Genomic DNA, 23,235 nt, shown 5'->3' with positions numbered 1-23,235 from the left:
TTTTCAAATTAACATGAAATTAAAACTATTATTTCTCTTTTGCTTTTTAATGGCAAATACACTGTTTGCTCAGTTAAAGCTCCAAAATCTCAGAACTGAAAACCAACAGAACCCAATTGGTATTGATGCTGAAAAGCCAAGATTTAGCTGGCAACTCGTTTCAGAAAAGAAAAATGTAAAGCAAATTGCTTATGAAATTCAAGTAAAAAATGGCAGAAATGTCATCTGGAATAGTGGCAAAGTAAATGCTGAAACATCTATTTTTAATGCTTACCAAGGAGAAAAACTGCCTTCAAATACACTTATTACTTGGAAAGTAAGAGCTTGGGATAATCAAGGACAAACGTCAGAATGGGCAACTGCCAATTTCCAAACAGCTTTAAATAAAAGCGATTGGAAAGCCAAATGGATAAATTCTGGTTTTGTAAACGACACCGTAAATGGTGTTGTGCCGATGTTTAGAAAGAGTTTTGACACAAAAAAGAAAATCGTCAATGCAACAGCTTTTGTAACGGCAAGAGGTTTGTACGAAATCCAACTGAATGGCAAAAGAGTAGGCGACGCATTCCTGACTCCTGGTTGGACGAGCTACAACAAACATTTGCAATACCAAGCTTATGATGTTACCAATTTGATTACTTCTGGAAAAAATGCCATTGGCGCAACCTTGGGAAGTGGTTGGTACAGAACACGTTTGGCTTGGCTAAAACAGCGAAATATTTATGGAAAAGAAACAGCTTTACTTTTTCAATTGGAATTGACTTACTCGGATGGTTCAAAAGAAAGTATTGTTTCGGATAATTCGTGGAAAGTAACAGAAAGTGATATTCGTTTCGCTGAAATTTATGATGGAGAAGTAATAGATGCTCGTAAAAGAACAGCCAATTGGACAAGTGTGGCATTTAATGATGCTAATTGGAAAAACGCTGTGGAGAAAAATTTCCCTACTGATTATCTTAATGCTTCGGTGAATGAACCCATTAAAAAGCATGAAACGTTTAAACCAGTGAAAGTATTCAAGGCAACGAATGGCGAAACAATTTTAGATTTTGGACAAAATTTGGTGGGTTGGATAACACTTTCAGCACAAGGAAAAGCGGGCGATAAAATTACACTTTCGCATTTTGAAATGATGGATAAATTTGGAAATCCGTACTTTACCAACCTTCGTTCGGCAAAAGCACAGGCAACTTATATTTTGAGTGGTAATGGCAAAGATTTCTTCGAGCCACATTTTACATTTTTTGGTTTTAGATATGTGCGAGTAGAAGGTATGGATGGGAAAGTCAATCCAGAAGATTTTACGGCTTATGCTTTGTATTCAGATATGGAACAAACTGGGAACTTTGAAACCTCAAATCCTTTAGTGAATCAATTACAGAAAAATATTCAGTGGGGACAAAAAGGTAATTTCTTAGATGTTCCGACCGACTGCCCTCAACGAGATGAGCGTTTGGGTTGGACGGGCGACGCCGAAGTATTTTCAAGAACGGCATCTTATAATTTCAATGCGAATCAGTTTTTTGCAAAATGGTTGAAAGATGTCACGGCAGACCAATTTTCAAACGGAGCAGTGCCACACGTAATCCCAAATGTGTTGAATGATGGACCATCGCAAGCGGCTGGTTGGGGCGATGCAGGAATTATCATTCCGTATAACGTTTATGTCGCTTTTGGCGACAAGCAAGTACTTGAAACACAATACGAAACGATGAAGAAAAGCGTGGAGTATATTCATAAAGCTGCTAAAAATGATTTATGGAATACAGGTTTCCAATTTGCCGACTGGCTTTCGTATCGTGTTGACGATTCAAAAGGAATGATTGGAATGAAATCTGCCATTACTGATAACTATTTGGTAGCACAATGTTTTTATGCTTACAGTGTACAGTTGATGATTAACACGGGTAAAATATTAGGACAAACAGAGGATGTGCAAAACTATGAAAAACTATTAGGAAGAGTTAAAAAACAATTCCAAAAAGAATACATGACTGAATCTGGAAAATTGATTTCAGAAACACAAACGGCATATATTTTGGCTTTACAATTTGATATGTTACCTGAAGCTCTTCGTCCGCAAGCGGTTGAAAGATTGGTGAATAATATCAAATCGTATAACTATCACTTAACGACGGGTTTCTTAGGAACGCCTTTCTTGAACCCAGTCTTGAGCCGATTTGATAGAAATGATGTAGCTTATAAATTGCTTTTACAAGATACTTATCCGTCTTGGTTATATCCAATCAAAACGCATGGTGCAACAACAATTTGGGAACGTTGGGATAGCATGAAACCAGACAGTACTTTCCAAGACCCGGGCATGACTTCCTTCAATCACTACGCTTATGGAGCTGTAGGCGACTGGATGTACAGAAACATTGCAGGCATTGATACCAAAGAATTTGATGGTGCGGGTTACAAAGAAATTGTCATCAAACCACAAATAGGAGGGGGGCTGACTTATGCCAAAGGTAGCTTGAAAACTAATTACGGAATTGTTGCTTCTGCTTGGAAAATAGACAGTGGAAAACTGACTTGGGAAGTAGAAATCCCAGCGAATACTACCGCAACGCTGACTTTTCCGACTAAAAAGATAGCTTCCATTATTGAAAATGGCACGAGCCTTAAAGTGAGTCAGGAGGGAAGTTTGGAGTTAGGTTCAGGGAAATATGCTTTTGTAATGGAGCTTTAGGGTTATCTTAAATGTTCAAGAAGCTATTTAAATTTTTCTATTAGCGGGTGAATTAATTCGCCCGCTAATAGAAAAATCAATTTTTATTTTTAAAAATCCTTCCAACATTAATGAGCCACTGGTAGCTGAGTACTAATAGCAATGCGATTCCAAGCGTTAATGGTTACTGCCACCATAATAAGTTGTGCAATGTAACTTTCACTAAAAATGGTTTTTGCTTTTTGATAAGTTTTGTCAGAAAGACCTCCTAAATGGATAAGCGTAATTTCTTCAGCAATTGCCAATACAACCTTCTCCTCTTCGCTGAAAATATCTGTTTCTTTCCAAGCATTTAATAAGAAAATACGTTTGGTAGTTTCTCCATTTTTAATTGCATCTGTCGTGTGTAAATCAATACAAAAAGCACAAGCGTTGATTTGGGATGCTCTTATTTTGATTAATTCTTTATGTGTTTTACTTACTTCTGTTGAAGCCAAATAAGTTTCTAAACCATACATTGCTTTCCAAGCAGCTGGTTGTACATCTTGAATTTTAATTCTCTGTTCCATTTCCTTTGATTGATATTTTGTTGTTTTAAATATTACCTTACAAAGGTCGGTCACAGAATTTCAAAAAAACTTAAGCTGGTTTAAGTAAGCATTTATGGTTTAAATTTAATTAATGTTTCATACTTTTTTTTCTTAATTCACTAAGATACTCAGGGGTAAATCCCAAGAAAGAAGCCAATATTTTCTGCGGAATGCGTTGAATAAATTGAGGATATTTGCTACTAAACAACTGATAAAATGCTTCTTTGGAAAAAGTAAAAATGTGCTTTACTCTCAATAAAGAAGCAGCATAAGCTCTTTGATAGATTTTATTAAAATAGCGTTCCATTTGCGGAAAGTCTTTCAACAATTCTTCTAAAGTATCTCTATCAATCTCCATTACTTCCGTCGTTTCAATGGCTTGAATACTGAATTCTGCTGTTTTTCCACTATGAAAAGCTGTGAGGTCTGTCATCCACCAGCCTTCTATCGCAAACTGTATCGTTTGCTCAATCCCTTTGTCATCACAAAAAAACAAACGCAAGCACCCTCTATCGACAAAATATAATGTTTTGCAAGATTGATTCTCTTGTAGCAAACAGGCTTTTTTTTCATAAACACGAGGCTTAAAATAAGTTAATATTTGAGTAATATCAGTCTCTGAGATTGAAATTTGTTGTGCTATATGCTTTCCTAAAAATGCTGACATTGGCTTATTACTTGGTTTTACAGAAAAAAGAGATATTGGAAATGTTATAAAAATATTAGTAGTCTTGGAAAAGTAAAGATTTTCTTTCAAGATTATAAATACAAAATAAAGTATTTTATTGCTCTTCCAACTGGTGCAAGTACTCGCACTTGCCATCATTATGATGCCTTGAATGACTCTAATTAAACCTTTTTCTTAGTCACAAATCTCCAAGAAAATTATTTTTTTGAGTTTTTTTACTCAAACATTTGTTTTTCTAAAATTAAATTAATTAACTTTGCCTATAGAATTAATAGATTTATAAAGAACGAAGCGAGAGACTAGGCTCAATGACCTTCTGGCAACCTGTTAGCCACCAACAAGGTGCCCCAACCTAATTCTAAGGATAAATCGTACATACAATCAATTTTTTTACGATGATGCTTGATTAAGCATTGATGGGAATTGCGTTTTTGCTATTTCACCTTCAATACTGTATCAATTAATAAGTATTTATTTATAGTGTAATCAAAATTACGATTGTATAATATACTTAATCTATAAACTTAATAGAATAATAAAAACAACCGACTGAATCAAATGAAAACTAAAAACCAATTACTATCAATCGCTTATTTAGCTGTAGGCTCATTGACTTTCAACGCTGCAAATGCACAAAATAAATTTATCAAAGAAGGGGTTTGGCGTGGTGAATTTAAAGTGAATGAAGTACAAGTTCCTTTTAATTTCGAGGTAAAAGGAAAGGATGCTGAACACGCAACTTTCACGTTAATCAATGGCTCAAGAAGGGACGATTTTCATGTACAGCAAATCGCAAAAGATTCAGTATTTATCAAAATGAATACTTATGATGCTGCACTAGTCGCAAAAGTGAATGATGATGGAACGCTGTCGGGTGTGTACAAAAGTCTTGTTCCTAATTTCAAAGGAAATTTCCTTCCCTTTGTGGCTGAATATGGTAAAACCTATCGTTTTGTAGAACCAGCCAAAGAGATTCAATCGAACCATAACTTATCAGGAAAGTGGGCAATTAAAATTTTAAGTAAAGAGCCAGTAGCGGATCAAATAGCTGTTTTTGAGCAAAAAGGCAATAAACTCAAAGGCGTATTTTTGAAAGTAACTGGCGACACTCGTGAATTGGAAGGAATTGTTCAAGGCGATGAATTTACGTTGACGGGCTTTTCTGGGCCAAGTCCTTGGTTAATTCGTGGAAAAATAAATCCTGATAAAAGTATCAAGGGAGAAGTCGGTTTAGGCATTTATAACAATGTAAAATTTGAAGGCGTAAAAGATAAAAAAGCAGAACTGCCAGATCCGTATGCATTGACTTTCTTGAAAGAAGGCTATGAAAAACTTGATTTTACTTTACCAGATTTAAACGGTAAGCAGGTTTCATTAAGTGATGATAAATACAAAGGCAAAGTAGTAATTGTTGAAATAATTGGCACTTGGTGCCCGAACTGTACAGACCAAACACAGTTTTTATCGCCTTGGTATAAAGCCAATAAAGCTCGTGGTGTTGAAGCCATCGCTGTTGGTTTTGAACAAAAAGACGATTTAGCTTATGCAAAATACACTTTAGGAAAACTGAAAGAAAAGTATGACATCCAATACGATATTTTATTTGGAGGTATTGCAGATAAAAAAGTGGCTTCAGAAAAATTTGTAGCCCTCAATAAAATGATAGCTTTTCCTACGACTATCATCATCGGCAGAGACGGAAAAGTAAAACAAATCCATACGGGTTATACGGGTGAAGTAACAGGAAAATACTTCAAACAATATGTTAAAAAATGGAACAAAGAATTAGATAAACTCATTGCAGAACCTGTTCCAAGTACAGAAGTAGCTTTAAAATAAAATCAATCTTCATTTAAATAATTTAATCATGAAAAAAATCACGCTTATCCTAACGAGTGTATTGGCTTTAGCAATTGGTGCAAAAGCAAACGACAAAAATAAAGGGAACGATACTGTTTATACAGTTGATAGTCAATCAAGTAAACTTGTCTGGACAGGAAAGAAAGTAACAGGAGAACATACAGGAAATATTTCCTTGAGTACTGGAAGTTTAGTAACAGCCAACAATAAACTAAAAAGTGGCACTTTTGAAATTGACTTAACGTCGCTAACAGTAACCGATTTGACTGACAAAGATTATAATGCCAAATTGGTTGGACACTTAAAAGCGGATGATTTTTTTAGTGTAGAAAAATTCCCTAAAGCAAAATTTGTAACTACTTCTGTTGTACCGAAAGGAGGTGAGAATTATGAAATTTCAGGAAAACTTACCATCAAAGGCATTACTAATGAGGTGAAGTTTCCAGCTACTGTAAAAGTAGAAAAAAACAAAACGACGGCTCAAGCGAAAATTTTGGTTGACCGCACCAAGTATGATATTAAGTTTCGTTCAAAAAACTTTTTTGAGAACCTTGGCGACAAAGCAATCGACAATGATTTTGAATTAGCCGTTAATTTGGTAGCTCAAACAGGAACAGCCGCAGCAAAAGCTACAGGTAAATAAGTATGAGATTCACTATTTTAAGGGCAGATAAATAGTGAATCTGTAAATACTTATGAAATTTAGAGGTACAAAAATCTTTGAGCTTTTGTACCTCTAAACTTCCAACGCTTCTTTTTATATTTAAATGAATTACGATGAAAAAGTACTTCTACATACTCACGTTAGCTTGTATAGTTTTGATGAGTTTTCAGTATCGTTTGCAAGAAAATGAGCCTATCACGAAAGTAACTTTAGGAGAGAAATTATTTTTTGACCCAATTTTGTCTTCTAAACGTACTTTGAGTTGTGCATCATGCCATAAACCAGAGTTGGCTTTTGCAGATACCACACAATTTAGTGTAGGTGTTGATGGTATTCTGACAGATAGAAATACTCCTTCTGCCATGAACTTAGCAGGTAGAATTCATTTATTTTGGGATGGTCGTTCTAATTCGCTAGAAGAACAAGCTATTCAGCCCATTATCTCTACCACTGAAATGAATTTGCCCATTGAGCAAGCAGTAGCAAGGTTAAATGAACATAAAGTATATAGTAGAGCGTTCAAGAAAATCTATAAATCTCAAGTAACTGAAAAACTCTTGGGAGACGCCTTGGCAGCTTATCAAAAAACACTAGAAACCGCCAATACTCCTTATGACCGCTACATTAATGGAGACGATTCGGCGATGAGTGAGGAAGCAATTCGTGGACGACTTATTTTTATTGGAAAAGGGAATTGTTCCAATTGCCATGCTGGAGAAGATTTTACGGCGGATAGATTTAAAAATATTGGATTGTTCGATGGTAAAAAACACAATGATGTAGGCAGATTTAAAATCACGAAAGATTCTAGTCATTTAGGACATTTTAAAGTGCCAGGTTTACGAAATGTAGCCATTACTCCTCCGTATATGCACAACGGTGTGTTCAAAACCTTGCGTGAAGTAATAGAATATTACAACCAACCTGACGCTTTTGTGAAAAATGGCGTCAATAGAGATTTGTCACTCAGTACGCCATTAGGACTCAGTAAAACAGAAATAAATGAGTTAGAAGCTTTCTTAAAAGCTTTGACAGATGATAGATTCTTGAAGAAATAACCATATTTTGAATAATTTACTTAAACCAAATATACCTTTTTATTACTACATTTTTTATATCCATTAACAATTTAAACCTAATAATTATGGTGAGACTCATTAAGTTTCATTTGGTCTATCATGACCGATGCCTGTCAGTTTACTTTAGTTAATCATCTTCCAACAAAATATCGTCCATCAAAATATTGATGGACGATTAACACAAAAAATCATGAAAATCAATTTTATAAAAGGTGCGTGCAATGTTTCATTGTTAACGCTCTCATTGGCAAGCACAGCCCTTGCTGTCGAAAAACCTACTTTAAAAGAAGGTAAATGGCGTGGAGAGTTTCAAGTAAATGAAACAAGAGTCCCTTTTAATTTTGAAATAAAAGGGAAAACAATAGAATCATCAACGCTGACTTTATTAAATGGGAGCAGAAGAGATGACTTCAAAGTAAAGGCTATATCGGGCGACAGTATTTTTGTAAAAATGAATACTTATGATGCCGCTTTAATTGGTAAAATTGACGAAAATGGTACTTTCAGAGGTGTTTACAAAAGTCTTGTTCCAAATTTTAGAGGAAATTCTTTGCCTTTTGTGGCTGAATTTGGCAAAACTTATCGTTTTGTAGAACCCGGAAAAGACCTCAAACCTGTCACCAATGTTACTGGAAAATGGAATGTAAAAATCATCAGTAAAGACCCAAATGCTGCAAATTCTATTGCACAATTAGAACAAAAAGGGAATAAATTAACAGGAGTATTAATGACTGTTGTTGGTGATACTCGTGAACTTGAAGGTACAATTCAAGGGAATGAATTTCATCTTTCAGGTTTTACAGGACCAAGTCCAGTAGCAATTAAAGGAAAAATCAATGATGATTTAACAACCATAAGTGATGGTGAAATCAGTTTTGGGATTTATGTTACTCAGAAATTTGAAGCAACAAAAGATAAAAATGCTTCATTACCAGATCCTTACAAGCTTACTTTCTTGAAAGAAGGCTATAAAAAATTAGATTTTACTTTTCCAGATTTAACTGGGAAACAAGTATCATTAAGCGATGATAAATACAAAGGCAAAGTAGTTATTGTAGAAATTATCGGTACTTGGTGTCCAAACTGCACTGACCAAACTCGCTTTTTAGCACCTTGGTATAAAGCCAACAAACAAAGAGGCGTAGAAGCAATAGCTATTGGTTTTGAACAAAAAGATGATTTAGAATATGCCAAATACACTTTAGGTAAACTTCGTGATTTCTTCGGAATAGAATATGATATTCTTTTCGGTGGAATTGCCGACAAAAAAGTAGCTACCGAAAAACTTGCAGCTTTAAATAGAATGGCGGCTTTCCCGACGACTATCATCATTGATAGAAAAGGAGATGTTCGTGAAATCTATACGGGTTACACAGGAGAAGTAACGGGCAAGTACTTTAAAGAATACACTAAAAAATTCAATAAAGTATTAGACGGATTAATTGCTGAACCAAACCCTTACGAAAAGGCGACTATCACCACTGCAAGTTTGAAATAGTTTTATTCATCAATTAACTAACATACCCCCACATAGACAGTCCGTAATAGTTGCCATGTTATTACGGCTGTCTTTTACCTAATCTTTACTTTAACGAAAATCTATCCATAATGAAACAAAAATTACTTTTATTATTTAGCCTAAGCTTGCTTTTTAGTACAGCCATTGCCCAAAAACGCAATAACATTGTGGGTAAAATTATTGATGCAAAAGATAATGCTCCGCTGGCAGGTGCCACCGTTTTAATAAAAGGTACGCAAACAGGTACAACGTCTAATTTTGATGGAAACTTTACGCTTTCTGCTAAACCAGAAGATATAGTACTTGTGTCCTTTGTGGGTTACGTGAGTCAACAAGTAAAAGTTGGCAATCAAAATTCATTGACGATTAAATTAAATCCTGACCAACAAGACCTTAACGAAGTGGTTGTTATTGGTTCTCGTTCAAACCAAGCAAGAACTAATATAGAAACGCCTGTGCCTGTTGATATTATTACCAGTAAAGAAATAGTCGCTACAGGAAGAACGGATTTATCACAAATTCTTAGCTTTATTGCTCCTTCAGTAAATTCCAATCGTCAAACTGGCGGAGATGGTTCTTCGCACATTAATCCGCTTGCTTTAAGAGGTGTTGCTCCAGACCAAACCTTGATTTTAGTCAATGGTAAACGTCGTCATACCAGTGCTTTAGTCAATGTATTAGGAACACCAGCTCAAGGTGCTTCGTCAGCTGATTTAGATGCGATTCCTGTTTCAGCCATTGAGCGTATTGAAGTATTGCGTGACGGTGCGGCGGCTCAGTATGGTTCAGATGCGATTGCTGGTGTGATTAATATAGTTTTGAAATCAAGTGTAGATCAAGGACAAGTAACGATTACCACAGGAGAATACAATACCAGTTATCGTAACAAAAAAGATGGTTTTACTTTATTAACAGGTGTAAATTATGGTTTCCGTTTAGGGGAAAAAGGCTTTATTAATATTTCAGGACAAATCAATAACCGGGATGCTACCGACCGTTCAGGTTTTTATGAATATAATAACCGCTTAACGGGTGCAAAATTATATTGGTTTCCTTATGCAGTAGGTACAAGCTCTGAAATTGTAGATGCTAAAGAAAAATCTGTAGATAGATATAGTTCAGCAAGAAGTGGTAATGGGAAACAAGAAAATGCTAGTTTATTTGTCAACGCTGCTTTACCATTGGGCAATGATGTAGAATTTTATGCTTTTGGTGGAATCTCTTCAAAATATAGTATCAGCCCAAATAATGCTTTTCGTTTTCCGAATGGAACAACAACGATTAACAGTATTTCAAGTAGATATTTCCCAACAATTTACCCGACGGGTTTCTTGGGAGAAAATGCTGCTCGCTTAGTAGATGGTTCTTTTACAGCTGGAATCAAAGGAAAAGCGAATGGCTGGAATGTTGATTTTAGTAATACTTCTGGACACAACCGTATTGATTATACGATTCAAAATACCATCAATGCTTCGATTGGAACATCTAGTCCTACAAAGTTTAACAGCGGAGCTTTAGTATTTAATCAAAATACAACCAATATAGGATTGTCTCAACGTTTTGAAAATGCTGCCATCAAAGCTTTCAACGTAGCTTTTGGAGCAGAATATCGTTTTGAAAACTATCAAATCATTGCTGGAGAAGAAAAGTCATACAAAAACTATGGCGATACTACTTATATCAGTACAGTAGGCGGAAAAACGAAAGGTGTTAGACCTGCTGGCGCACAAGTATTTCCTGGTTATCAGCCTGCGGATGCCCAAAATCAATACCGTCATAGCATTGGTTTGTATGGCGATGTTGAAGCCGAAATCTCAGATAAGTTCTTGTTAACTGGGGCTTTACGCTATGAAAAATACAGCGATTTTGGCGACCAATTAACATGGAAAACATCTACTTCTTTGAAATTGATTGATGATAGAAATAGCATTCTTGAAAGTTTATCATTGAGAGGAGCGGTTAGTACAGGTTTTAGAGCGCCTTCTTTACAACAGAAATATTACTCGGCAACTACTTCTATTCCACAAGCTGATGGAGGTTTGATTCTTTCGTTAGTATCGAACAATGATAACAATGTCACAAGATCATTTGGTATTCCTAACTTGAAGGCTGAAACGTCAAACAATTTTAGTTTAGGAATTACCAGTCGCATTGCGAAACATTTTACGGCTACGGTTGATGCTTATCAAATTGATATTAAAAACCGTATTACGCTTACTGGTACTTTTGATTTTAGTTCGATTAACAACAGTGATGCTACTATTAAAGGAGCAGCTCAATTAGTAAAAGGATTATTGTCTAATTATCCAGACGTAAATGCTGCTCAGTTTTTTGCCAATGCAATTGATACCAAAACCAAAGGGATTGATGTTGTTTTAGCCTACAAAAATCGTGTTGGTGCAGGAACACTTAATCTTTCATTAGCAGGAAATTTTACCCAAACGAAAGTAACAGATGTTCATGTACCAAGTGGTTTAACGTCTTCAGGAACAGAGGAAGTTCGTCAATATTTATCTGAACGTATTTTCTTTGACCGTCAACAAAGAGGACGTTATGAAAGAGGTACTCCACAAAGCAAATTGGTATTATTGGCTGGTTATACTTGGGGACGTATTACGCCTAATGTGGTTGTTACTCGCTTTGGTGAATATACATTTTATACAACTCAAAGTAATATAAACAGCGCAACAGGTGGAAGAGACCAAACTTTTAGTCCGAAAACAACGACTGATATTTCAGTGAACTATCAATTGAATAAATCTGTAGGAATTACTTTGGGTTCGAATAATATTTTTGATGTCTATCCCGACCAATTAAGCATTGCAAATAACCAAACGGGCACTGTGCCTTGGGGTACAGGTGGCGGACAACAGTTCGGATTCAATGGTGCATTTTATTATGGCAGATTAACTTTTAACTTCTAAATATAAATTCTAAGAAGCTCTCGTTGCAAAACGAGGGCTTTTGTCGTTTTAAATGATATTTTCAAGATTTTGATAATCAAGCATTTGTAAAATAAATATTGTCTATTTTATATAATTCCAAAAGCGATTAAAAATCTTTGGCAGTAGTCATTTAGCTGATTAATCTTACTTCATTTATACTGATATATTAAATTTTTTGAAAAATGTTTGTAAAGTCTAATTTTGAAGAGTAATTTTGAACATATAGTCTATAGTTTTAATGGATTATGTATATTTCATCAATAAATAAAACCAAATACTTAAACACTAAAAAAAAAGCCACTCTTGCTGTAACAAGAATGGCTGGTTCAAAAAAGGTTCATTGTGGAATGATTCAGGAGCACGCAAAAGCTGTACTCCCAGTACCTTATTTTTTAATTTAACCAATGCAAAGTAAATGAAAAAAAAATTACTAGTAGTATTCTGGCTAGGTATTTTATTGTTTCCTTTTGGGCTATTTGCCCAAAATACCGATGCCACTATTAATTCTACGCTCTCAGGAAGAGTGTTAGACGAAAGTTCAAAAGAACCCCTCATTGGCGCTTCTATTAAAATTAAAGGAACTACTCACGGTGTATTAGCCGATGCAGATGGGATGTTTTACTTTAAGACAGGTCAAAAATTTCCTTATATACTTGTTGTAAATTTTGTAGGATATGATGCCAAAGAAGTAGTTGTAAAAACGAATAATATCGACATTCAACTTAAAGCAAATAACAGAGAATTAAGTGAAATTGTAGTGGTTGGTTATGGAACACAGGAACGTAAAAATTTGATTGGATCCATCACAAAAGTAAATCCTTCAGAAGTTAGTTCGATTCCTGTAGGAAGTATTGATGCTCAATTACAAGGAAAAGTATCAGGCGTACAAATTTCTTCTGCAACGGGTGTTCCGGGCGAAGCCGTTAATGTAAGAGTACGTGGAGCTACTTCAATCAATGCCGATAACGACCCTTTGTATGTTGTTGACGGTGTTTTTATCAATAGTAACAGTCTTCAAACAATTGGAACAGGCGGTAAAGCGACATCGCCAATTGCAGATTTTAACCCTGCTGATATTCAAAGTATTGAAGTATTGAAAGATGCAGAAGCAACCGCTTTGTATGGTTCAAGAGGGGCTAATGGTGTAATTTTAATTACGACAAAAAGAGGAAATTTTGAACAAGCTCCGAAAGTAAATATCAACGCAAGTTTCGGACAAGCAAAGGCTGTTAAACTTTGGGATTTGACAACTGGTCCAGAGCATGCCCAATTAGTAAACGAATGGTGGATTAATACTGGAAAAGATACACCTTCGCTTAACAGAACTGTGGCAAACCGACCATTCAGACCAGTATCGGAAGGTGGACGTGGCTTACCAGAAGAACAACAAACTTACGACAGACTCGGCGAAGCTTTCCGTACAGCGACACTTCAAAGCTATGATATATCATTATCGGGAGGTACGAAAACTACAAAGTATTATATTGGTGGTGGTTTTAATTCTCAAGAAGCAATTCTTAAACCCATCACTTTTGATAGAGCAAGTTTTAAAGTAAATCTCGACCAGAAGATTAACGACAAAGTACAAATCGGCGTAAGTAACTCTTTTTCAAGAACCTATCGTAACCAAGCTCGTGCTGGTGATGGTCCACAAGGTGGTTTATTACAAGCGGCTTTGCATACGCCTACTTATTTGTCACCATACAATGAACAAGGTGTTTTGGTGGGTCGTGCAGGCTTTGATAACTTAACTTTATTATTAGAAAACTACGATGTACATTCAACAAGTTTGAGATATATTGGTAATCTTTATGCGGAAGCTTTTTTACTTCCCAATTTAAAATTACGTTCAAGTTGGGGTGTTGATTATAACAATTATAACGAATCGGAATACTGGAATACTTTCCTATTATTGGGAGCACAAGGTGGTTTGGCTACTTCTTCGATTTCTCAGTTTACTTCATTATTGAACGAACAAACGCTTACTTATCGCCAGAAATTGGGTGACAAACACTCTTTCGGATTAGTCGTAGGTAATACATTACAAAGCGACGTATTGAACAGAACGTATGCAGAAGGAAGAGGTTTTGCGAATAATTCTTTCAAAATTATTTCTTCAGCGGCTACCACAATCAGTTCACAAAACTGGAGTAAAAGCAATTTAGCATCATTTTTTGCGAAGGCAGACTATAATTTTGACGGAAAATATTTATTCAACGTAAGCTTGAGAGCAGATGGTTCTTCTCGTTTCGGGACAGACCGTAAATGGGGCTATTTCCCTGCAGTAGGTGCCGCTTGGCGATTAAAACAAGAAGATTTTCTTAAAAACAATACTGTTATTTCAGACTTAAAATTAAAAGCAAGTTATGGTATTGTAGGAAACCAAAATGGTATCGGAAACTTTGCTTCACAAGGTTTGTGGACAGGTGGTGCATCTTACCAAGGAAGTGCAGGAACTGCACCACAACAATTGGCTAACCCAGATTTAAGATGGGAAAAAACAAACCAATTTAATGTGGGTGTAGATGCTTCTTTATTGAATGGAAAAATTGCTTTTGAATTAAATTATTATACTAAATACACCAGAGATGGTTTATTGCAATTGGCTTTACCAAGTACAACAGGTTTCGCCAATTATTGGAGCAACGCTGCTGAAATCAGCAATAAAGGTTTTGAATTTAGTATCAATACAACGAATATTCAACGAGGTGGTTTTACTTGGACGTCTAGTTTGAACATTGCTCAAAATATTAATAACATTGAAAAATTAGAAAATCCACTTCGTTACGGAAGTAGAGACTTGATTCTTCAACAACAAGGTACGCCTCTTTACTCTTTTTGGGTATATAAACAATTGTATGTTGACCCACAAACAGGAAATGTAGTGTATGAAGATGTGAATAAAGATGGGCAAATCACTGTTGCTGACCGACAAATTGTAGGAAGTATTTGGCCGAAATTCTTTGGCGGATTCACTAACAATTTCAGTTACAAAGGTTTTGAAGTATCAGCTTTCTTAGCTTTCCAGTATGGGAACAAAATCTATAACCACAATAAATTCTTTGGAGAGGGCGGTGGTGCCAGAGATGCAGCTCGGATTATTTTTGCGAGTAACGTGGCTCGTTGGCAAAAACCGGGTGACATTACTGACGTTCCTCGCCCTGACGGAGTAAACGTTAATAATTATCGTGATGGCGGTAGTCGCTGGTTGGAAGATGGTTCGTTTATACGACTCCGTTCGTTAAATGTAGGTTATAATTTGCCAAAATCTTTTGCTAAAAAACTAGGTGCCGAAGGTATCAAGGTGTTTGTGAATGGAACAAATCTGTTCTTGATTACAAAATATACAGGACTCGACCCAGAATCTAGTGCTAGTAGTGACCAGAATGCTCAAGGGATAGATTTAGGAACGCCACCACAACCACGTAGCTTTCAAGCTGGTTTTAATTTGACTTTTTAATCAATAAAACAGCATAGACAACCCATTTAAATATTAGATTTATGAGGACTTTAAAATATATTTACTCAATAGGACTAGTAGCTTTACTGACATCATGTGCCAATTATTTGGATGTAAAGCCATTAGAATCTATTTCAGACACACAAACGATTTACGATAAAACATCCTCTGAAACAGCAATCAGAGGTGTTTATTCGGCTCTTGCCAGTGGTAATTATTATGGCACTACTTTCCAATCTATTGGCTATTTATCGGGAGATAATATTCAATGGACTGGGTCACAATCGCAAGTACAGGAGTTTATCAACAAAAAAGTAAATGCTGAAAACTCGACTATTTCAGGAGCTTGGACAGCCATTTATGTTACCATTAATCGTGCTAACAATGTGTTGACAAAAGTACCAACGGTAACAGACCCACTTTTAACCGAAACGTTAAAAAACCAAATTATTGGTGAGGCTTATTTTATCAGAGCTTTAGCCTACTTTGACTTGGCTCGTACTTGGGGTGGCGTTCCAATCGTCACAAAACCAACGGCTAGTCCAACCGAAAACAGAGGTATCGGCAGAAGTACACAAGCAGAAACGTATGCACAAGTACTAAGAGACTTGGAAGCAGCCGAACCATTATTGCCAGCTACAACCGACCGCTACAGAGCTACTCGAAAAACTGTTTGGGCATTGCGTGCAAGATACCATTTGTACCAAAAAGAATGGGCAAAGGCAGAAGAATATGCGACTAAAGTATTGACTGACAGTAATTATCGTTTATTAAAACCATTTAATACTTTTTTTGCAAGCGATGCTAGAGGAACTCAAGAATCTGTTTTTGAAATTTTCTATAGTGCCAACGAGCCTAATGCACACCGTAACCAATGGCAACCACAAACCAATGGTGGTACTCGCCAATGGGCTCCCAATGATGCTATTGTAGCATTATTGAACAACCCAACTATTGGAGGAACTCGAAGTACTTTAGTCGCAAAAGATAACCAAAATCGTTGGTATGGAAACTTGTATTATCGTACTCCTGCTTCTGACCCAAGTTATATTATTCGTATTGCAGAATTATATTTGATTCGTTCTGAAGCTCGTGTTAATCAAGACAAAATTACTGATGCACTTACAGATTTGAATGCTGTGCGTGATCGTGCTGGTCTTGTTGGCATTACTGCTTCTACGAAAGACGATGTACTTTTAGCCATCGAAAATGAAAGAAGAGTAGAGTTTGCTTTAGAACCACATCGTTGGTACGACATTGTAAGAACTGGTCGTGCGGCACAAGTATTTAACCTTAGTGATGCGAATAGGTACGTTTTACCGATTCCGGCAGGAGAATTATTGATTGATAAATCATTGGTACAAAATAAAGGATATTAATTTTTAGTCCACAGGCTAGGCAACTAACCTGTGGCTTAAACCCAATACTCAAATGGCTAAAACACTAGAAATTAACTCGCAAAGCGAATGGAGTAGTACCGAGAAACTTGTTTTTAAGTTTTTCGGTATCTATTTCTTCTTGCAAGTGCTTCCTATCGACATTAGATTTTTCAAGCACTTTTTTTCTATTAATTGGTTGAATGTAGGCTATCCTGATATTTTCTATTTATCGAAGTATGCCCCTAGTTTTACAGGAGATGATAACTTTGTCAATTGGCTGATTATTGCTGTGATAGCTGGAATCGGAACCATTTTATGGGATAAGATTTACAAAAAAGACATCAATTATGACCAATTGTATTATTGGATACGAGTAGTAGTACGTTATCGTTTAGCCATTGGCGTTATTGCTTATGGGTTTCTTAAATTCTTTCCAATTCAGTCGCCAATTCCTTCTATCAGTAATCTCAATACCGAATATGGTGATTTTACTGCTTGGAAACTGTTTTCATTAGGTTTGGGCGTTGTGCCGAGCTATCAATCTTTTCTTGGATTAATAGAAATAGTGGGAGGTTTATTACTGCTAAACAGAAAAACAACCACGATTGCTACGCTAATTATTTTACCATTTGCAGGAAATGTTGCCATTTCTAATATTGCTTACGAAGGCGGAGAATACGTTTATGCCTTCTATTTAATTGCTTTAGCACTTTACCTTTTTGCCTTTGATGGGATTCGATTATTTAATTTACTTTCTTTAGAAAAACCGACTTTACCTAACCGTTTCCATCCAGTATTCGACAAAAAATGGAGTCAGGTTAGAATTGCTATCAAATTTACATACATCCTTTTTTTCGTAATATTTTATGGATTGAAAACTTATGGAGGCTACCAAAAAGGCAGTTATCATTTTCCTGAGAAAAAGGGTTTAGAAAATACTGCTGGGCTTTACAATGTGAGTGAATTCAAATGGAATAACCAAAGTGTTCCTTATTCAAAAACAGATACAATTCGTTGGCAGAATGTGGTTTTTGAAAAATGGAATACCATCAGCATAAAATCTAACAAATCGGTGATTTTAACACATTTGCCAACTGAAGAAATTTTCAAAGAAGATGCTTCTCGGGTTTATGAATTATCGGGTTCGCAAGGTCGTCATTATTATCAGTATAGTATAGATTCTTCTAAATCAACACTTTCGCTGAGTAATAAAAATGTCAATCACCCGAATGACCAATTTACTTTATCGTTCAAAAAACTCAATGATTCGACACTTGTTTTGTCGGGCGTAAATACTCAACACGATTCTGTTTATGCTGTTTTGAATAAAGTCAATAAAAAATATTTGACTTTCGAAGCCCAAAAATTAGGTCGTAGAGGTGTACTTAAACTTTAATTCTTACCATAAACTCCATACAAAATGTCGCATTCAAACTTTCATTTAGAGCATGAGGATTTGGGTATAGAATTGCCCAGAAACACTATCAATAATCAAACAAATACGCCAGAACAAGCGTGGGCAGGTTGGCAAAAAGTACTTTTCCGCATAGCATTTGTATTCTTTGTGGCGATGTCGCTACCCAATACTTTAGAATGGTATAAAGAAATTGCTACTTTCGACTGGCTGCATTTGCATTACAGAGATTTGTACGATATTGCTAGATTTGGTTCAGGGCTAAACTTTTTTGGCAACAAAATTTTTGGTTCATCGCTCAACGGTTATGCTATTTGGGTAATTACGTTCATCTTCTCTGTAGCTGGAGGACTTCTCTGGACAGCTATCGTTTCTTTGATTAAGAAAGACCCCAAAGCCTATAACATTCTTTATTACTGGTTAAAAGTAATCGTTCGTTATCGTGCAGGAATCGGGATTATTGGTTTTGGTTTTACTAAATTAACACCAACGCAATTACCTTATCCATCTTGGGGAATACTGAATACTAATTTTGGCGATTTAACACTTCAAAAAATCTATTGGTTATCTATCGGTATTGTGCCTTGGTACGAAGTATTCACGGGCGTTGTTGAAGTTGCTGCAGGAGCATTGTTATTTTTCAGAGCAACTACTTTCTGGGGTTCGGTTTTACTCTTTGGTGCATTGGCTGACATTGTATATGTAAACCTTGCCTATGATGGCGGTGTGCATGTTTATAGTTCATATTTTGTATTACTTTCAGGATTTTTATTGGTTGATTATGTTCCTAGAATTTATAAATTACTGATTTTAGAACGACTGACAATTCCTGTAACACACTATCCAGTTTTTGATAAAGCTTGGCAACGTATCACCAGAATTACGCTAAAAACAGCTACCATCGTTTTGTTTTTACCAGTGTTTACGTATTTAGCAGTAGTGAATTTCTTGTATGATCCTTACAAACAACCTGCTTTGAAAGGTATTCCTGAATTGCGTGGAAATTATGAAGTTTCGGAATTCAAAATCAACAACCAAGTTATTCCTTATTCGCCTACGGATACTTTAAGGTGGCAACAAGCTACTTTCGAAAAATGGACAACGCTTACTTTTAAAGTAAATAAACCTGTAGAATTAGATTTATCCAATGGTGGTGGTGCACCAATGAGAGATATTAACCGAACATTTGAGCTAACAGGCGTGGCTGGCGGACAGCGAGTTTTCTATTATGAAGCCGATACTGTGAATAAAGTATTGTATTTACAGGATAAAAACAGAGGCTCACGCAACCAAGAAAATCGAGAGTTTTTAGTCAACAATCGTGATTTAGGTGGCGAGGCTGTTCGTAAAAAGAAAGAAGTAAAAACAGAGGAAGTTCAGGATAATTGGATTCCAAAAGAGGCATTAGCCAATATTGGTCCAGAAGACCCAAAAATAGAAGCCATCGCTCGTTCTTCTCGCCGTACAAAAGGCATCAAAGCAGAAAGCAAACCAAGTAAACGCAATCGAATGATTTTGAAATATACCGTTTTAGATGACGGAAACAGGGTTTTACTTTCGGGTATCAACGAAAATAAAGATTCTATTCATGTTACTTTAAACCGATATACTAAAAAATATGCCCTTTCAAGAAGTACCTTGGAAGCTGGTAAGTACAACTAAATACATTTCTTAATCAACAATTTTCAACTTGCTGAATCATTAGCAAGTTGAAAATCCCTTAACTTTTATTTAAAACTTCTCAAAAAAAGCACGCATGAAAATCAGACAATTACACATCATCACATGTCTATTTTTGAGCCTCAGCACATCGCTGTTTGCTCAATTAAAAACCATTACAGGTACTATCAAAGACAAAGAAACGGGCGATGCACTTCCGGGTGTTTCTGTTTTAATCAAAGGCTCAAGTACTGGAGCTGTTACCGACCAAAAAGGATATTACAAAATCAGTGCTTCTGAAAAAGCTATTTTAGTATTTTCATTTGTTGGTTTTGCTAATGTAGAAAAAGTTGTTGGAAATCAGTCTATTATTTCTGTAGATTTAATTCCTGCTAATAATGAATTAGCTGAAGTAAGAGTTGTTGGCTATGGTACACAAACTAAAGCTGAATTTACAGGTTCTGCTGTAAGGGTTTCTGGCGAAGCCATCAAAGAACAACCCATTCAAAGTTTTGACCAAGCTTTGTCTGGTCGTGCTGCTGGGGTAAACGTTGCATCGCCCAACGGAGTACTTAATAACCCGCCAGTTATTCGTATTCGTGGAGTAAACTCTATTTCCTTGAGTTCATATCCATTAGTTGTTGTGGACGGTATTCCAATCAATACGGGTAATGTTTCAACAAGTACAGCCGTGCCAAACAACCCACTTGGGGATATTAATCCAGCTGATATTGAATCAATAGATGTGTTAAAAGATGCGGCTTCAACTTCTATTTATGGTTCTAGAGCTGCTGCAGGAGTATTATTAATTACGACAAAAAGAGGAAAATCAGGCAAGCCACGCATTAGTTTTGATAGCTGGACAGGTGTTTCAGACGTAGTCCGTTTACCTAAATTATTGAATGCAGAGCAGTTTATCGCTATCAAAAACGAAGCTGTTTTAAACGCTAAAATTTTAGGAGGAAATGCCAATAATAACAATGTGGCTTCAGCATTATTTTATCCAAATTATGATGCAAACAATAATCCCATTAACACTCGTTGGTATGACTATATCTATCAAACAGGTACTGCACAAAACCACAATGTGAATGTTTCTGGTGGAACACCAACGACATCTTATTACTTTTCTGCCAACTACACAGACCAAAAAGGTTTCTTAGTAACAAACGAGTTTAAAAGAAAATCAGCTCGTTTTAACATCGACCAAGAACTTACAGGTTGGTTAAAATTGAAAGGTAGCCTTTCTTATAATACAAGTTTTAACCAGTCACCTTATTCTGGTTCATTGGCAAACTCTAACTTTTTCTTAGTAGGTGCTGCTCGCTTGGCTGTGGCTTTACCTCCAAACGTACCAGCATTCAATGCCGATGGTTCTTATAACATCAACCCTAATAGTCCAAATACAATTGGAGTTGGTAATAATCAGTTTGTAAGTAACTGGGGGAATCCTGTAGCTTTACTTCGTGAAAACAAATATACTTCTGAAAATGACCGTGTTATTGCAAGTTTTGCTGCGGTGGCTAAGTTGTACAAAAACTTAGAATTTACGACTACTTATGCTATTGACCGCCTTAGAACAGATACTTATAGCTATGATAGTCCCATTCAAGGAAATGGTTTTTCAAGTAGAGGAAATGCAACAAATGTTTCGGCAGTAAGAGATAACTGGAACTGGACAAATACTCTTACTTACAATACTGTTATTGCCGACAAGCACAATGTTTCAGCTTTAGTAGGCTATGATTTACAAAAATTCAATTATAATGCTTGGGGTGCTTCAAGAACGCAAAGTGCTGACCCTTATTTTGAAAACTATCAAGGAAACTGGGGAGCAATTTCGGCAACAAACAATGAAATTAGTGAGCGTGCTTTCCTTTCTTTCTTCTCTCGTTTAACATACGACTGGGCTAAAAAATACTTCCTTACTTTCAACTTCCGTCGTGACGGTAACTCAGCACTTGGTTCTGGAAGAAAATATGGAAACTTCGGTGGTGTTTCTGGAGGATGGGCAATTTCTGAAGAAGAATTTTATAAATCATCTACCATTTCTTCTGTGTTGAACAATGTTAAACTAAGAGCAAGCTGGGGACGTGTAGGCAATGGTAATTTAAGCGATGCCTTCAGTTCATTAGAATTATACAGTGGCTCATTGTATGGAAATGCTGCTACTTGGGCGATTTCTCAAGCAGGGAACTCGAACTTAGGCTGGGAAACGAGTAATCAAACCAATATTGGGGCAGACTTAGGCTTATTGAACAATAGAGTTCAAGTAGAATTGACTTATTTCAATAACGACGTAAATGGTTTGATTTTGAGTGCCCCACAAGCAGTATCAAAGGGAATTCCAGGCAATGCTATTTTAGGCAATGTGGGTTCAATGTACAATAGAGGTATTGAATTAGGAATTACAGCTACTGTTATTCGCAAAGGAGATTTCTCTTGGAATACATCCTTTAATTTCACTAAACTAGAAAACAAAGTAACAGCCCTTGCAGAAGGAAATACTGATATTATTGGTACTACTCACGTATCTTACGAAACCACGAATATCACACGAGTTGGTTATTCGGTAGGTAGTTTATATGGCGCAAAAACAGCTGGAGTAAACCCTGCGAATGGTCAAAGAATTTTCATCAATAAAAAAGGTGAACAAGTACAATACAGCCAAGTGGTATTACCCGGACAAAGTCAGTGGACTTACCTAAATGGTGAAAAAGCAGCAGCGATTACTGGTGCTGATTATTACTTAATCGGAAATGCACTGCCAACTTGGTATGGTGGTTTTTCAAATAATTTCAAGTATGCCAATTTTGATTTAGGCATTAATCTTTCATTCTCAGGTGATAACTATATCATGAATGGAACAAGAGCTACTTTGCTTGACCAACGTGCGTATAATAACTCTACTGAAATCTTAAATCGCTGGCAAAAACCGGGAGACATTACTGATGTACCAAGATTGGTTTATAATGACCAATTATCAAGTGGTTCTTCTTTCCCTGTGTCAACCAATGCTGAAAAAGCTGATTTCCTTCGTTTACAAAACCTTTCTCTAGGCTATAGACTTCCGTCTGCTTTGTTTACAAAAATTGGTATTAGCTCAGTACGTGTATATGCACAAGGAGCAAACCTATTTTTAATAACAAAATATACAGGTGCTGATCCAGAATCGTCAGTAAATGGTAACTCAAATACAACTCCAGGGGTAGAGAAAAACTCAGTTGGACAAGCAAGAACATTTACTTTGGGACTAAACGTAAGTTTTTAACGAAAGTGTTAGCCCTAAGGGCTAACCATAAAT

13 protein-coding genes and 1 riboswitch are annotated in these 23,235 nt (G+C 36.1%); of the genes, 11 read left to right on the top strand and 2 right to left on the bottom strand.

What is annotated here, in order from left to right; genetic code table 11:
• The first annotated feature begins 13 nt into the window (after window positions 1–13).
• The gene (locus VB798_RS14395) at window positions 14–2,695 is read left to right on the top strand and encodes a family 78 glycoside hydrolase catalytic domain (RefSeq protein WP_323259485.1); all 2,682 of its coding nucleotides are present in this window, start codon (window positions 14–16) and stop codon (window positions 2,693–2,695) included.
• A gap of 107 nt (window positions 2,696–2,802) precedes the next feature.
• Here VB798_RS14395 and VB798_RS14390 read toward each other — a convergent pair whose 3' ends face one another.
• Both VB798_RS14390 and VB798_RS14385 read right to left on the bottom strand, forming a co-directional pair.
• Entirely contained in the window at window positions 2,803–3,243 is a 441-nt protein-coding gene (locus VB798_RS14390) for a carboxymuconolactone decarboxylase family protein (protein ID WP_323259483.1), read from the bottom strand.
• A 109-nt stretch (window positions 3,244–3,352) separates the two neighbouring features.
• The gene (locus tag VB798_RS14385) at window positions 3,353–3,931 is read right to left on the bottom strand and encodes a Crp/Fnr family transcriptional regulator (RefSeq protein ID WP_323259481.1); all 579 of its coding nucleotides are present in this window, start codon (window positions 3,929–3,931) and stop codon (window positions 3,353–3,355) included.
• Window positions 3,932–4,226: 295 nt separating this feature from the next.
• Window positions 4,227–4,323, top strand: a riboswitch (SAM riboswitch).
• Window positions 4,324–4,510: 187 nt separating this feature from the next.
• Here VB798_RS14385 and VB798_RS14380 point away from each other — a divergent pair.
• From VB798_RS14380 to VB798_RS14335, 10 genes are all read left to right on the top strand, one after another.
• On the top strand, window positions 4,511–5,791 hold the full coding sequence (locus VB798_RS14380; RefSeq protein ID WP_323259479.1) for a peroxiredoxin family protein: 1,281 nt from the start codon (window positions 4,511–4,513) through the stop codon (window positions 5,789–5,791).
• A gap of 28 nt (window positions 5,792–5,819) precedes the next feature.
• Entirely contained in the window at window positions 5,820–6,455 is a 636-nt protein-coding gene (locus VB798_RS14375) for a YceI family protein (protein WP_323259477.1), read from the top strand.
• A gap of 134 nt (window positions 6,456–6,589) precedes the next feature.
• Complete coding sequence (locus VB798_RS14370; RefSeq protein WP_323259475.1) at window positions 6,590–7,534, top strand: cytochrome-c peroxidase; 945 nt, start codon at window positions 6,590–6,592, stop codon at window positions 7,532–7,534.
• A 211-nt stretch (window positions 7,535–7,745) separates the two neighbouring features.
• The gene (locus tag VB798_RS14365; protein ID WP_323259473.1) at window positions 7,746–9,053 is read left to right on the top strand and encodes a peroxiredoxin family protein; all 1,308 of its coding nucleotides are present in this window, start codon (window positions 7,746–7,748) and stop codon (window positions 9,051–9,053) included.
• Window positions 9,054–9,163: 110 nt separating this feature from the next.
• Window positions 9,164–11,998: a TonB-dependent receptor gene (locus tag VB798_RS14360; protein ID WP_323259471.1), complete on the top strand. Its 2,835-nt coding sequence runs from the start codon at window positions 9,164–9,166 to the stop codon at window positions 11,996–11,998.
• 436 nt (window positions 11,999–12,434) lie between these two features.
• Window positions 12,435–15,479 carry a SusC/RagA family TonB-linked outer membrane protein gene (locus VB798_RS14355; RefSeq protein ID WP_323259469.1) on the top strand — a complete coding sequence of 1,015 codons (3,045 nt, stop codon included), beginning with the start codon at window positions 12,435–12,437 and terminating at the stop codon, window positions 15,477–15,479.
• A gap of 41 nt (window positions 15,480–15,520) precedes the next feature.
• Entirely contained in the window at window positions 15,521–16,858 is a 1,338-nt protein-coding gene (locus VB798_RS14350) for a RagB/SusD family nutrient uptake outer membrane protein (RefSeq protein ID WP_323259467.1), read from the top strand.
• 52 nt (window positions 16,859–16,910) lie between these two features.
• Entirely contained in the window at window positions 16,911–18,254 is a 1,344-nt protein-coding gene (locus VB798_RS14345; protein WP_323259465.1) for a DoxX family protein, read from the top strand.
• A 24-nt stretch (window positions 18,255–18,278) separates the two neighbouring features.
• Entirely contained in the window at window positions 18,279–19,934 is a 1,656-nt protein-coding gene (locus VB798_RS14340; protein ID WP_323259463.1) for a hypothetical protein, read from the top strand.
• A 94-nt stretch (window positions 19,935–20,028) separates the two neighbouring features.
• Complete coding sequence (locus VB798_RS14335; protein ID WP_323259461.1) at window positions 20,029–23,202, top strand: SusC/RagA family TonB-linked outer membrane protein; 3,174 nt, start codon at window positions 20,029–20,031, stop codon at window positions 23,200–23,202.
• The last annotated feature ends 33 nt before the right edge of the window (window positions 23,203–23,235 follow it).

This window comes from Arcicella lustrica (assembly GCF_034930985.1).
Taxonomy (GTDB): domain Bacteria; phylum Bacteroidota; class Bacteroidia; order Cytophagales; family Spirosomataceae; genus Arcicella; species Arcicella lustrica.
The sequence above is the reverse complement of the archived record's forward strand: the minus strand, read 5'-3'. Positions and strand labels throughout refer to the sequence as shown.